This window comes from Paenibacillus sp. B2(2019), assembly GCF_008370385.1.
GTDB lineage: Bacteria > Bacillota > Bacilli > Paenibacillales > Paenibacillaceae > Paenibacillus_AQ.
The window spans coordinates 206,003-220,378 of sequence record NZ_VTZR01000011.1 but is presented as its reverse complement, the minus strand read 5'-3'; the positions used below and the strand labels follow the sequence as shown (position 1 = coordinate 220,378).

The 14,376-nt window shown below is 44.4% G+C and carries 12 protein-coding genes and 1 riboswitch; of the genes, 11 read left to right on the top strand and 1 reads right to left on the bottom strand.

The window, feature by feature from the left end; translation table 11 throughout:
- The first annotated feature begins 30 nt into the window (after positions 1 to 30).
- The 11 genes from PAENI_RS09270 to PAENI_RS09225 all read left to right on the top strand — a co-directional run bounded on the left by PAENI_RS09270 (position 31) and on the right by PAENI_RS09225 (position 12,357).
- Positions 31 to 1,734, top strand: coding sequence for a type 2 periplasmic-binding domain-containing protein (locus tag PAENI_RS09270; RefSeq protein ID WP_149645043.1), 1,704 nt, complete (start codon positions 31 to 33; stop codon positions 1,732 to 1,734).
- Between the two features lie 84 nt (positions 1,735 to 1,818).
- Entirely contained in the window at positions 1,819 to 2,787 is a 969-nt protein-coding gene (locus tag PAENI_RS09265) for an ABC transporter permease (protein WP_076285296.1), read from the top strand.
- 59 nt (positions 2,788 to 2,846) lie between these two features.
- Positions 2,847 to 3,749: a carbohydrate ABC transporter permease gene (locus PAENI_RS09260; RefSeq protein WP_143759544.1), complete on the top strand. Its 903-nt coding sequence runs from the start codon at positions 2,847 to 2,849 to the stop codon at positions 3,747 to 3,749.
- 47 nt (positions 3,750 to 3,796) lie between these two features.
- On the top strand, positions 3,797 to 5,329 hold the full coding sequence (locus PAENI_RS09255) for a glycoside hydrolase family 43 protein (RefSeq protein ID WP_149645042.1): 1,533 nt from the start codon (positions 3,797 to 3,799) through the stop codon (positions 5,327 to 5,329).
- 45 nt (positions 5,330 to 5,374) lie between these two features.
- On the top strand, positions 5,375 to 6,394 hold the full coding sequence (locus PAENI_RS09250) for an endo-1,4-beta-xylanase (RefSeq protein WP_149645041.1): 1,020 nt from the start codon (positions 5,375 to 5,377) through the stop codon (positions 6,392 to 6,394).
- 114 nt (positions 6,395 to 6,508) lie between these two features.
- Positions 6,509 to 7,303 (top strand): Nif3-like dinuclear metal center hexameric protein, encoded by a 795-nt coding sequence (locus tag PAENI_RS09245; protein ID WP_262495563.1) that lies wholly within the window; start codon positions 6,509 to 6,511, stop codon positions 7,301 to 7,303.
- Between the two features lie 84 nt (positions 7,304 to 7,387).
- A complete protein-coding gene (locus PAENI_RS31785) occupies positions 7,388 to 7,561 on the top strand; it encodes a hypothetical protein (RefSeq protein ID WP_170880375.1) in 174 nt (57 codons plus the stop codon).
- Between the two features lie 221 nt (positions 7,562 to 7,782).
- Positions 7,783 to 7,967: riboswitch (cyclic di-AMP (ydaO/yuaA leader) on the top strand.
- Positions 7,968 to 8,055: 88 nt separating this feature from the next.
- Positions 8,056 to 8,883: an alpha/beta fold hydrolase gene (locus PAENI_RS09240; protein WP_081383015.1), complete on the top strand. Its 828-nt coding sequence runs from the start codon at positions 8,056 to 8,058 to the stop codon at positions 8,881 to 8,883.
- Between the two features lie 156 nt (positions 8,884 to 9,039).
- Positions 9,040 to 10,098: a selenide, water dikinase SelD gene (gene selD, locus PAENI_RS09235; protein ID WP_149645078.1), complete on the top strand. Its 1,059-nt coding sequence runs from the start codon at positions 9,040 to 9,042 to the stop codon at positions 10,096 to 10,098.
- A 57-nt stretch (positions 10,099 to 10,155) separates the two neighbouring features.
- The gene (gene mnmH, locus PAENI_RS09230) at positions 10,156 to 11,193 is read left to right on the top strand and encodes a tRNA 2-selenouridine(34) synthase MnmH (RefSeq protein ID WP_076285291.1); all 1,038 of its coding nucleotides are present in this window, start codon (positions 10,156 to 10,158) and stop codon (positions 11,191 to 11,193) included.
- 51 nt (positions 11,194 to 11,244) lie between these two features.
- Positions 11,245 to 12,357: a cysteine desulfurase family protein gene (locus PAENI_RS09225; RefSeq protein ID WP_149645040.1), complete on the top strand. Its 1,113-nt coding sequence runs from the start codon at positions 11,245 to 11,247 to the stop codon at positions 12,355 to 12,357.
- Positions 12,358 to 12,496: 139 nt separating this feature from the next.
- Here PAENI_RS09225 and PAENI_RS09220 read toward each other — a convergent pair whose 3' ends face one another.
- A complete protein-coding gene (locus PAENI_RS09220; protein WP_149645039.1) occupies positions 12,497 to 14,245 on the bottom strand; it encodes an exosporium glycoprotein BclB-related protein in 1,749 nt (582 codons plus the stop codon).
- Positions 14,246 to 14,376: the final 131 nt, after the last annotated feature.

Here is a 14,376-nt window from a genome sequence, read left to right as displayed (position 1 = left end):
GGTTACACCAACAAAATATGGAGGTGCTTTATGGGGGGCAAGTCAATATCAAAGTTCAAACTTAGTCTGATTGCTGTGTTATCCCTAAGTTTTGCTCTAGCAGGGTGCGGTGGAAATAACAGCGGTAATACTGCTAAGGGGGAAAACAAACCGGCAGAAACAACAGCTGCAACTGCAGCTGGAACCGATGACAAGAAGATAGAGCCTTTTGAAGTTAGTATCTTTCTTGGAGAAGCAGGTCAGCAACCCACACCAGATAACAAAATTTACAAGATGATCAAAGAAAAAACAGGCGCATCATTCAACTTTGAATTCTTGGCTGGAGACCTTAAACAGAAGCTTGGCGTTATGATTGCCGGTTCGGATTATCCAGATCTGATGAGTTCCAATACCCAACTGACGGCAGCAGGTGCATTTATTCCTCTCGAGGACTTGATTGAAGAACACGCTCCGAATTTGAAAGCGCATTACGCAGCTTACTGGAACATGATGAAGGATCCCAATGATGGACACATTTATACACTTCCAAACTATGGTGCGTATAACGGTGAGATGAATACAACCTATTACTCTGGCCCAGCTTTCTGGATTCAGAAAGCCGTACTTAAAGATGCCGGTTATCCAACCGTTAAAACTTTGGACGAGTATTTCGATCTTATCGTGAAATATAAAGAGAAAAATCCAACCATTGATGGTCAACCAACAATTGGGTTTGAGATTCATAACAAAGACTGGAGAAACTGGGGATTGTTTAACGCTCCTCAGCATCTGATCGGGCATCCTAATGATGGCGGAGTAGTAGTTAAGGATAACGTAGCAGAAATCTTTGCGGATAAAGACTATGCTAAGCAGTACTATAAAAAGCTTAATGATATGAATGCATTGGGTATTATTGACAAAGAAGCGTTTGTAATGGATTATGACCAATATTTAGCTAAATTGTCCAGCGGATCCGTACTGGGAATGTTTGATCAGCACTGGAACTTTGGTAAAGCAGAAGATTCACTCAAGACACAAGGGAAAGATATGAGCACTTATGTAGGTCTGCCTCTTGTATATGATACTAACACCAAGGATTATTATCTGGATCGCCCTGCTCTTAACTTAAATAATGGATTCGGGATCACTGTCAATGCTAAGGATCCAGTGAGAATCCTTAAACTTATGGACACATTAATTCAAGAAGATTGGCAAAAAATTCTTACTTGGGGGATTGAAGGCGAAGATTATCAAGTGGTAGACGGTCGCTTTATAAGAACCCAAGAACAACGGGACAACGCAGTTGATGCAACATGGAAGCTAAGTAACAAAGCAGAAGCTTGGTATGCTACTGCTCCGAAAATGCAAGGGTACTTTGCAGACGGTAACTCAACGGATGCGGCAGCCCAACCAGAAGAATATAAAGCAGGGTTGGAAGCGTATGACAAGGAAGTCCTTGACGCATATGGATTCAACAGTTATGTAGATTTCTTCAGTAAGCCTGGACCGAACCCAGTGGCTTATCCAGCTTGGTCGATAGATCTTGTTGAAAATTCTCCAGCAAAAATTGCCGATACGAAGATGGGAGAAGTTAAAACCAAGTACCTGCCAAAAGCAATCTTGGCTAGCCCTTCCGATTTCGATAAAGTTTGGACTGAATTTGTTGGAGAACTTCATAAAGCGGATATTAAAGCTTACGAAGACAGAATCAATGAACAGCTTAAATGGAGATTTGATACTTGGAGTGTTAAATAGTTAGAGCTTGCTTAAAAATCAGAAAGTGGTGGCTTATTAGCCAACCACTTTCTGAAATATATGGATGATGTGGGGAGAAAATATATGGATGAGATTTTAACGGGAAAAAAAGTTAACCGGCATCCTAAAAGAAAAAAGAAGCAACCGATTACTATGACCTTGATTAAGAATCAGAAACAGCTGATTTGGATGTCAGTTCCATTGCTGCTGTATATTGTACTATTTGCGTACGTACCTGTTTGGGGATGGACAATGGCTTTTCAGGATTATAAACCAGCTAAGGCATTTGGCGAACAGACATGGGTCGGCTTGAAACACTTCAAGTTTCTATTTACGGATGATACCTTTTTAAGGGTACTACGAAACACACTGGCTATGGGATTAATTAATTTCTTTCTAGGATTTATAACCGCGATAACATTGGCCTTACTTCTTAATGAAATCAAAAATGTATTTTGGAAAAGAACCGTGCAGACCATATCCTACCTACCTCACTTTCTTTCCTGGATTATTGTAACAGGGATTGTAGGTGTCTCCCTCTCGGTTAACGACGGGATTATCAACATCGTGCTCATGAAATTACATCTTATCGATTCACCAATCCTTTGGTTGAGTGAAGGGAAGTATTTCTGGGGTATTGTGGGTGCTTCAACTGTCTGGAAAGAGGTTGGATGGAGTACAATCATCTATTTGGCTGCTATGGCTTCTATAGATCCAGCTTTATATGAGGCTGCTGAGATTGATGGGGCTAACCGGTACAAAAAAATGTTCAATGTAACATTGCCGGGAATTAAACCAACCATTGTAATCCTGATGATAATGTCCATAGGACATGTATTGGATGTCGGATTTGAGGTTCCGTACTTGTTAGGGAACGGGCTTACTGTAGACTGGTCGGATACGATTGATATATTTGTATTGAAATACGGGATTGGGCAAGGGAATTACTCCTTAGCCACTGCGGGAGGCATATTTAAAACAGTCGTAAGTGTAACGTTACTGCTTTTAGCTAACTGGACGTCGAAGCGGCTAGGGGAAGAGAGGCTGTTATAATCATGGAAAAAACTCAATTAATACCTCAGAAATCTCCAAAAAGTAATAGTAGAAAACGTATGAGAATTATAGGGATCGAACCAGTAGTGTTCGGTACCTTCAATACTATCTTTATGATATGTCTAGTCATTGTTACCTTGTATCCATTCTTGAATACTATAGCAGTTTCCTTAAATGAGGGAAATGATACCATCCGCGGCGGCATTTATCTATTGCCTAGGGAGTGGACTATACAGAACTACAAAGCTGTTTTTGCCTCTGGTACAATTATTCCTGCTTTTTGGATTTCGGTAGCACGAACAGTGATATCTACGATCCTGAATCTATTTTTAACCACAATGCTTGCTTATACTTTAAGCCGGAAAGAATATGTTTTCCGCAAGCAGATTACCTTTGTTTTCGTCCTAACCATGTATTTTAATGCGGGTCTGATTCCAAATTATTTCCTAATTAAGGATCTTCATTTGCTTAATACATTTTGGGTATATGTAATACCGACTATGATAAGTGCATTTAATATGATCGTCATCCGTACTTATATTGGTAGCATACATGAAAGTCTTATGGAATCCGCGAGAATCGACGGTGCCGGGGAATTCAAGATTTTCATGAAAGTAGTCTTCCCTTTATGCAAACCTGTTCTTGCTACCATTGCCCTTTTTGTCGCGGTAGGTGCATGGAACTCATGGTTTGATGCTTTTATCTACACCTCTTCCCGCCAGCACTTGAGTACATTGCAGTATGAATTAATGAAACTAATACAATCTAGTATGAATGCGAACAGTAGCGCAAGTGTAGCTAACGGGGCAGGGGTAACTGCGGAGTCAGCGGGGTCAATGGTAACTCCAAAGTCCATTCGTGCAGCCGTTACTATCGTTGCTTCGGTTCCGATTTTGCTAGTCTATCCATTTATGCAAAAATACTTTGTAGTTGGAATGAACGTGGGAAGCGTGAAGGAATAAGCAGCTTGCAATCACTATTAAGGAATAGGAAGGTTGTTTGTTAAATTATGACCCAATCTCCAATCACATACACGAACCCAATACTTCCAGGCTTCTATCCCGATCCAAGCATCACACGGGCAGGGGATGACTACTATTTGGTTTGTAGCTCCTTTGAATATTTTCCTGGGGTACCTATCTTTCACAGCCAGGACTTAATTCATTGGACACAAATTGGTCATGTGCTCAATCGTGTAAGTCAGCTAGATACACGTAAGAGTAAAAGCTCTGGAGGTATATTTGCACCAACGATCCGATATCATGAAGGAACGTTTTACATGATAACGACCGAAATACACGGGAAGGGAAATTTCTATGTTACGGCTACGGACCCAGCGGGTCCGTGGTCAGATCCAATCATTATTCCTTATGGAGGCATTGACCCTTCTCTAATGTTTGATGAGGATGGAAAGGTATATGTAACTACCCAGCAGGGGGCAGACTATGACTCCCACGCCATTCAATATGAGATTGATATTGCTACGGGCGCAGCTTTATCAGAACCAGTTGTCATCTGGACTGGTGATGGTGGACCTTGGACGGAAGGACCACACCTGTACAAAATAAATGGAATGTACTATATCATGTCTGCTTCAGGCGGTACGGCGAAGGAACATCGTGAGATCATTGGTCGAAGCTCCTCGCCGTATGGGCCATTCGAGCGGTTACCTCATCCAATATTAACACATAGCGGTACCGACAATCCTATTCAGTATTTAGGACATGCTGATTTGATCGAAGATTGTAACGGGGATTGGTGGGCCGTATTCCTTGGAGTACGACTAGTAGGTTCTAAATATACAGTGCTAGGAAGAGAGACCTTCCTTGCCCCTGTAGCGTGGAATGAAGACGGATGGCCGATGATTGATAATAACGAAGATATCGTAGGACTGGATATGAAGGTTCCGCGTGTACCGGGTCAATCACCAAAGCCTGCACTAAGCGGAAGGTATGACTTTGAAGACGATGTATTACCATTCGCAATGACCTTTCTTCGTAATCCCGCTGAGGCAAGCTGGTCTCTAAATGAACGCCCGGGATGGTTATCTCTTCGGGGTCAATCTAAGGGGCTCAGTGATATAGGACAGGTGGCCTTTATAGGAAGAAGACAGCAGCATACTTCAGCAGAATGGAGTACATTACTGGATTTTAACCCTACCGTGGACGGTGAAGAGGCTGGACTCTGTGCCAGATTGGACGAGGATGCACATTATGAGATTGCTCTATCGCAAAGAAATGGACAAAGAGTGATTGTAGCTTGTTTAACCGTTGATGGAATAACACAGGTGGCGGCAGAGGTTCCAACGACAGCTGGACGTCTGTATTTGAAAATTCGAGCGGAGCTAACCGAATATACCTTATTGTACGCTTTGGATGGGCAGGAGTGGATTGAGCTATCTACAGCGGCAGCGTATCCATTATCTCCTCAAGCTGTAAAAGGGAACGGTTTTACGGGTGTCCTTATCGGCCTATATACGACAGGTCGTGGCAAAGTGGCTGAGATACCTGCCTACTTTGATTGGTTCGATTATCGTTCATAATGTTTCGAGTACGGAATATAAATACGTTTGTTAGGAGGGAGATTGTTGAGACAAGCTAGTGATTTTACAGAGCCTGCACTAAAGACAGTGTTCGCAGAGGATTTCAAGATTGGCGCAGCCGTCAACCCATTAACTATCCAATCACAGGAGCATTTGCTTGCTTATCATTTCAACAGTATTACCGCTGAGAACGAGATGAAATTTGAAAGTCTGCATCCACTTGAGGACACTTATAACTTTAGGGCAGCAGACCAGCTGGTTGCCTTCGCCAGGGAACATCATATGGCGATGCGCGGACATACCTTGATTTGGCACAACCAGACAACGGACTGGCTGTTTGAGGATAAGGGCGGAGGACCTGTAAGCAAAGAGATTTTGCTTGCACGAGTCAAATCACATATTCAGACCGTTGTAGGACGTTATAAGGAAGAAATTTATGCTTGGGATGTTGTAAACGAGGTAATCGCTGATGAGGGAGAAGAACTTCTTCGCCAGTCGAAGTGGCTCGACATTGTGGGCCCAGACTTTATCGCCAAAGCGTTTGAATTCGCGCATGAAGCCGATCCAAAGGCTTTGTTGTTCTACAATGACTATAACGAATCCCATCCATTAAAGCGTGACAAAATCTATAAACTGGTGAAGTCGCTATTGGAACAAGGCGTGCCGATCCATGGCGTCGGATTGCAGGCACACTGGAATTTATACGATCCTAGTCTGGATGATATTCGTGCAGCGATCGAAAAATATGCATCTTTAGGACTTCAGCTCCAACTGACAGAGCTGGATGTATCCATGTTCCGTTTCGATGATAGACGAATGGACTTAAAGGCAGTACCTGCTGAGCTGCTCGAGCTTCAAGCAGATCGATATGAAGCGATGTTCGCACTGCTGAGAGAATACCGGGACGTGATTAGTTCGGTCACGTTCTGGGGAGCAGCGGATGACTATACCTGGCTGGATGATTTCCCTGTTCGTGGGCGGAAGAACTGGCCGTTCCTATTCGATGAAGCGCATAAGCCGAAGCCAGCTTTCCATCGAATTATCACCTCTGCTACGAAATCATAGAGTGGGCAAGCTGCTCAAATAATGAACTGTGAACCCGTCCTTATATCGTTAAGGGCGGGTTATTTATACGTTGATAGATTAGTAGGTAGAATAGATCTCAAAGGGCGGATTAAAGTGAGCGTGACAATTAGAACGATTCTGGAAGATTTAATAGGAGCTATGGAACAGATAGATGGGACTGTGGATACTCTTAAGCCGGGGAATCCAGAAATGGTGATTACAGGGATGGTTACGGCATTTTGCGCAACGCAATATGTTGTGGAACGAGCGATTGCTATGAACGCCAATTTGTTGATCACACATGAAGGTGTGTTTTACAGTCATCATGAGACGAGCAAGTGGTTAAAGGATGACCCTGTGTCTCGCGCGAAACGGAGTTTGATTGAGCGTTCTGAACTGGCTATTTTTCGTTATCATGATTATTGGCATCGGCATCAACCGGATGGGATCATGGTGGGCTTGCTACGAGAGCTTGAATGGTCAGCCTATGTGGTTGAGCAGCAATCCACTGCTACAATCCTATCGATTCCAGCTATGACGGTAAGTGAAGCGGCTCTGTATATAAAAAGAAAGCTAGGCATCTCCTATGTACGTGCTACCGGAGACCTATCCCAGATATGCAGACATGTGGGGATATTAGTAGGTTACAGAGGAGGTGGGACGATGGCTATTCCTCTTTTTAATCAGCACAATCTTGATTTAATTATTGCTGGCGAGGGCCCCGAATGGGAAACTCCAGAATATGTGAGGGATGCTGTCCACCAAGGCAGATTAAAAGCGCTGATTATGTTAGGTCATGCGGAAAGTGAAGCTCCAGGAATGAAATATTTAGCTGAAGTTCTGGCACAGAAATACCCAATGATTCCTACTTATTTTATTGCTGAACAACCGGTCTATCAGCTGGTTTAATTCGTATAAACCGAAATGAAGAATAAATTTGCATATTATGGAGAAAATGATTGGAAACCAGGTCACTGAGAAAGGAGTGTTTCAATGGAAATTCCTTTGGAGGCTGATGAAGTGTTAAGTCGTATCAAAAAGCTTCAAACCGATGGAAGCTCGATCAGCAAAAAACAAGTGAAGCAAAGCGATCCTGATCTTATGAGAAGTGCGCTGTTCTTTTTTCCGAGCTGGGAGCATGCATTGAAAAACGCCGATCTGTTGTAGCCATATGATTGTATAACGAAGCCGAGTGGTTCAGGGATTGATCTCTGATGGCCGCTCGGCTTTTTTTAGATATATTGAGTAAACAAGAGAAAAAGAAAGAGAAAACGAAGTGTATGCTCAATATGAAATGAAAAGCATGGCTTTCAACATTATTTTGCCCACGGCTCAACTTTACAAGAAACCTTACACGGAGTATGATTCATCACATAACTGACAATTACATAAGAAGTCCGCTTAATTTCCGTTAAGGAAAGCGGGGGAACCAACAACTGGGAACCAGTGTAACAATCGGTACTAGTTATGGGGTGAATCCTGTTCCAGGTGCATAAATGCATCCATGCAGGTAGGGCAACTCTCACTGCCCGAATCCGACAGCTAACCTCGTAAGCGTATGGAGAGAGGATGAATGGCGTATTTGATGATGAATAGCCACAGAGAATCCCTCTGTGGTTTTTTGCTGCGTTAAAAAGCAGATATAGTTGTAGAACCTATCTATGAAAGAGGTGTTAACTTTGCCTATTGCTAAACTGAATGGAACTTCGCTCTATTACGAAATCAATGGAACAGGGACTCCGGTTGTGTTTATCCATGGACATGGATTAACACATAGTATGTTCAAGCCACAATTGGAGTATTTTTCTGATAAATATAAAGTGATTCTGTGTGATTTACGGGGGAATGGCAAATCAGGTGAACTACTGCAGGCCCCAAATGAGATTATTGAAACCCAATGTCTAGATATAATAATGCTATTAAATGATTTGGGTATTCGTGAGGCTGTTTTTGTTGGGAGTGCCTATGGGGGGCTCGTCGTTCAACATATTGCGAAACAATATCCAGAACGAGTAAAAGCGATTGTTGTCGCGGATAGCTTTTGTAGAAGTCAGGCGTCAACGATAATCGGTAAAATCCAGCTTATGGCTGCTTATTGCAGTTGGTTAATGTATTACGCTCCAAGTGAGCTTGTACTACCTTCGATTCGTATGATGTACCGGGAACGCTGGAATCTGGCTTATAACGAGATTAGAAGAGGACTTCTCGATAAACGTCCACGGGAATTGTATCGGCAAAGGCTGGCTACGAGCCATGTGGATTACACTAGATGCTTAAAGTCTTTTAAGCGTCCCGCCTTATGTATTGTAGGTGACTTTAGTGAATTTGGAGTTAATTGTATGAAGGATATGGTGTCTCAGCTGCCACATGCTCAGTTAGTGATCATCCCTAACGCATTAGATCCTAGTAATCTGTGTCAGCCGGAGAAATTTAATGCTATACTTCAGCGGTTTTTGGAGAAACAGCAGGAAACTCAGCAGATTAGTTGATCTTAGTGGTAAGTGAGAAATGAGGGGCGTCCCATAGCCGGGGAGTATGTACTGGCTACGGGGCGTTCTTCTGTATGTCTGTATTTTGTACAATGCTGTCTACTGATGTAAGATTAAAGATATTCGAGATTAACTATCTAAAGGAGCTGAGTCATGATGTCTCAAGCCGAAACCATAAAATTGACCTCATTATCTTCAAAAGGGGGCTGCGGCTGCAAAATCGGTCCCGCCGATCTCATGCAGGTTATTCGCAGTCTACCACCAACCGTTCCTAATCCGGATCTACTTGTAGGTCTGGATACCAGTGATGACGCTGGGGTATATCGATTAAGTGATGATCTTGCGTTAGTGCAAACTGTTGATTTTTTCACGCCGATCGTGGACGACCCTTATTCCTTTGGGCAAATTGCAGCAGCTAATGCGTTAAGTGATATTTATGCTATGGGCGGCAAGCCGCTTACAGTGCTTAATATTGTGGCCTTCCCTATTTCTGTTTTGGACAAAAGTATTCTCGGTGACATTTTGCGCGGTGCAGCAGATAAAGTGCAGGAAGCAGGAGCAACGCTTGTGGGCGGACATTCCATCGACGATAAAGAGCCTAAATTTGGATTGGCCGTTACGGGCCTTGTGCATCCGGACAAAGTAAGAACGAATGCAGGTGCGCAGGCAGGAGATAAGCTGATTTTGACTAAACCTATCGGTGTGGGCATCTTAACGACTTCTATTAAAAAGGATCAGCTATCCCCAGAAGAAACTACACGCCTTACGACAGTCATGTCTACACTGAATAAAAAAGCGGCAGAAATCATGGAGCCTTATGATGTACATGCTTGTACAGATGTTACCGGATTCGGGTTGCTTGGACATGCCTCGGAAATGGCAAAAGGGAGCAATCACGGACTGATTATTCGTCAAGGCGATGTACCGATGCTGCCAAGAGTAAGAGAGCTCGCGGAGCAGGGCTTTGTTCCAGGCGGCACTAAGAATAACTTTGCCCATTTGGAGGGCAGTATTCTTTATCCGGAAGAGATGGACCAATTAAGCCGCTATATTCTGTGTGATGCTGTGACTTCCGGTGGATTGCTGATCTCTGTTGCTCCTGAACAAAGTGAGGATTTGCTAAAAGAGTTAGTAGATGCAGGTGTAGAAGCAGCATTGATCGGAGAGGTAACGGAAGAACATCCGGGTCAGATTGCAGTTATAGCTGCGCAATAAAGCTGGAGTTCAGCTTAGAGGCGACCTAAGAAGTTAGCCACCAGAGGAGAGAGCGCATTGTTTCAGGATATTACACTGGAAGAACTAAGAGTGTTAAAGAATAAGAAGCAGATCACCGTTATCGACGTTCGATCTCCTTCTGAATATAAAGATGCAACGCTGCCGGATAGCTTGAATATTCCCTTTTTTGATGATGAGGAACGGGCTGAAGTAGGTACGTTGTATAAACAGACAAGTGTGCAGGCTGCGAAAGAACGCGGTTTGGAGATTGCTGCTGCGAAGCTACCTTCCTTTGTCAAAGAATTTGCTGCGATTCAAGGGGACAAGGCTGTATTCTGCTGGAGGGGAGGTATGCGCAGCCGTACAACTGCGACCGTACTTTCTTTAATGGATATTCACGCTTACCGATTGATTGGCGGCTATAAAGCTTACCGTAAATGGGTACTCGATGAACTGGAGTCCTATGAATTCAAGGCGAAGCCTTATGTCATTCATGGAAATACGGGTACAGGTAAAACAAACCTGCTGCACCGCCTGAAGGCACAGAGCTATCCTGTTTTGGATTTGGAAGGAATGGCAGGTCACCGCGGTTCTATCTTTGGCGAGATCGGACTTCATGCAAACAATCAAAAAACGTTCGATAGTCTTCTTATGGAGGAATTAATTAAGCTTGGGGATGCTCCTTATGTACTGTTTGAAGCGGAGAGCAAAAAGATTGGGAAGGTCGTAATGCCCCCATTCATGGCCGAGCAGAAAGAGATTGGAACACAAATTTGGATTGAGATGCCACTACAAGCCAGAGTGCAGCAAATCCTTGAGGATTATCGACCAGAAGAATATAAAGAACAGTGCATTTCAGCATTTCGAAGTATCAAATCGCGAATTCATATCCCCATTGCGGCGGAAATCGAGCGTTGCTTGCAAGCTGATATGTTCGGAGAGGCTGTTGCGCTGCTGTTAGAATACTACTATGATCCTAAATACGATTATACGTCTACTCAGTATGAAGGCATTGAGAGAGTTACCTTTAAGGTGAACAATTTGGATGAAGCTGAGGCTGCGGTGATCTCTTTTTTAAGTAATCAGAAGGTATAAGCTTTATGTATCGTAAAGTATGAGGGGTTTAGAGGAGGCTCGGATTAACAAATGATCTATTTAGACTATAACGCTACAACACCTGTAGATAAGGAAGTAGCAGAGGTTATGATTCCTTATCTTTATGGTCATTTTGGCAATCCTTCAAGCAGTCATTCTTTGGGACAAGAAGCTAAAGTCGGAATCGAGCGAGCAAGAACACAGGTGGCTAATTTCCTGAATTGTACGCCGGGTGAGGTGCTTTTTACAGGCGGGGGCAGCGAGTCGAATAATACCGTCATCAAGGGCGTCGCCCAAACGTATCGACATAAAGGCAATCACATTATTTTGTCTGCTGTGGAGCATCCTGCGGTAATTAAACCGTGTCAGTATCTGGAGCAGTTGGGCTACACGATTACTTATGTACCTGTTGACGCGTATGGAAAGGTGCAGGTAGATGATGTGAAAAATCAGCTTACAGACCAAACTATACTAGTCTCCATTATGCACTCTAACAACGAAACGGGCACGATTCAGCCGATCAAAGAAATAGCCGAGGTCTGCCATGAACGGGGTGTCCTTATACATACCGATGCTTCGCAGTCCGCAGGAAAAGTAGAGCTTGATGTGGCTGAGTTAGGGGTGGATTTTCTAACGCTGGCAGGCCATAAATTATATGCGCCAAAAGGGATTGGAGCATTGTACATCCGAGAGGGCATTCACATCGAGCCATTAATTCACGGAGCGGGTCATGAGCAGGGGAGACGTGCCGGAACGGAAAACACCCCTTATATTATTGGATTAGGAAAAGCCTGTGAGCTTGCTTCGGACTTTGCTTCCAGAGAGCGTGTGAAAGAAGTAGCGGATTATTTCTACGATAGATTGCAGAACGCATTTGGCGACAGAATTCACCTGAATGGTCATAGGGATAAACGATTGCCCAACACGCTTAACGTTAGTTTTCTTGGAGCGGTGGGTCACGAAGTGATTGCTTCGCTGGAAGATGTGGCTGCCTCAACAGGTTCAGCTTGTCATTCTGGAGAAACATTGATTTCACCTGTTCTAAAGGCAATGAATGTCTCAGCATGTATTGGGCAGGGAGCGGTTCGTTTTAGTGTGGGACGGTATACGACTAAAGCGGAGATCGATGAGGTTATCGGTAAGCTGAAAGAGTATTTGTTGTGAGTAGATTGCCAGGGATAGCTAAGTTTGCTCAATAGCGTCTCTCCGGATCGAAAGATTAAGAAATTGAAATCGCATATTTTAACAAAAGCATCTGTCACTCCTTTAGTAGAGAGGGCAGATGCTTTTGTTGTATTAGTGATTATACAATAGTAAAGCCTGCACTTGCATAACCAGTGACTGTATTTACAAGGGTAAGACCTGTAGCAGTGGCTGAGAATACCATAAGAAGACGTGTCTGCGGTGTTACAGCGAAATTGATACCATTCGTAATTCCGCTGACAAAAGTTCCTAAATTAATAGTACCGGTGATAGATGGAAGTGGTACTATTGCGCCTGGAATAGGAGTAAATGTGTTATTTGGTGTGGCAGATTGGTACAATTGCGCTGTTACATTTAACGTAGTACCAAGAAGCGATAAAGCTATGGTATTACTGAAGTAAGCAGCAATAGATGTAATCACTCCTGAACGAGGAACCGACATGGCAAAGTTGATAAGAGGTCCAAGAACAGTACCTGTCAAATCAATATTTCCACTAACAAGAGAAATGCCAGTAGCTGAATTTCCGAAGCCTATGAGGCTTGTTGTTCCAACCAAGCCACCTAAAACCGTGGTCATAATAATTGGTCCACCAGATGCCAGTGGAATGATTGCGCCCTCACCGGTTGCCCCAGTAACTCCTGTAACTCCGGTAACCCCCGTAGGTCCAGCAATTCCCGCAGTACCTGTAGCACCAGTCGGCCCCGCAACGCCAGCAGTACCCGTCGCCCCCGTCGGGCCAGCAAGCCCGGCCGCACCTGTAGCACCTGTCGGTCCAGCCAGCCCGGAGGTGCCTGTAGCGCCTGTCGGTCCAGCAAGTCCGGCAGTACCTGTAGCGCCCGTCGGTCCAGCAAGTCCGGCAGTACCCGTCGCCCCCGTCGGGCCAGCAAGCCCGGCCGCACCTGTAGCGCCCGTCGGTCCAGCCAGCCCGGCGGTACCTGTAGCGCCTGTCGGTCCAACAAGCCCGGCAGTACCTGTAGCGCCTGTCGCTCCAGTTGCCCCTGCTCCAGGACCTGGAGGTCCCTGTATACCTTGCGCCCCAGTTGCACCCGTTGCGCCTGTCCCACCACCACCATATTCTCCTTGAGGACCTTGCGGACCTTGAGGTCCCTGAATTCCCTGAGGTCCTTGCGCTCCAGTCGCGCCTGTCGCTCCACCAGCAATTAGTAAATAATCTGACGAACTACCTGGTGTTCCTTTGGGTCCAGCAACAGTAGCTATATAAGTGCTGCCATTAAAGGTTACTACTTGACCCGCTGGATACAATGAGCTTTGTGCCGGATTAAAGACTACAATACCTTGCAGCCCAGCACCAGTGGCTCCTTGAGGACCCTGAGGTCCTTGAGGCCCTTGAGTTCCTTGGGGTCCCTGAGGACCTTGTGGCCCCGTCGCACCCTTAATAGGTAAGCCGAGCGCTTGTGAAATAGAAGCTTGAATATGTCTGATTTGAATTACTAACTGATCTTTGCAATGAGAGTCTATTTTCGTGGCGAGGATAAAAGATAATAACTCGGCTAACAGCTGTTGAAGATTAGTACCCACGCTCACGACGGAGAAGGGACTGACCTCAGTAGCTACAATGGTTATTTCTACTACAGAAAGAAGCTCCGTTCTAAAAGGGCTGCATATCCTAGCCTCATGCAAGAATTCCATGAGTTCTCTTAACACTCTTTGAAGATTGGAAATATGAAGTGTAGTGGGATTCGTAAGTGCGGGAGGTACCACTGTAGCAAGCTCTGTGACTATTTTTAATAGTGCAGCACACTCTCTTTTTCTAACAGGACTGCTTATTCTTCCTTGTTTGTTTAGGATAGCGTCACCTTTGAATGGTCTATGATAATGATCCGACATGCTTCTGTATCTCCTCCTTGAGCTTCTCCTTTTCATACCTTTAAAAATTGGGAACCTGCCCAATCAGCATATTCAGAGAAGCTGAAGTTGTTACGGTAATCGCTCTGGAAGTCGATACACATGAACCTACA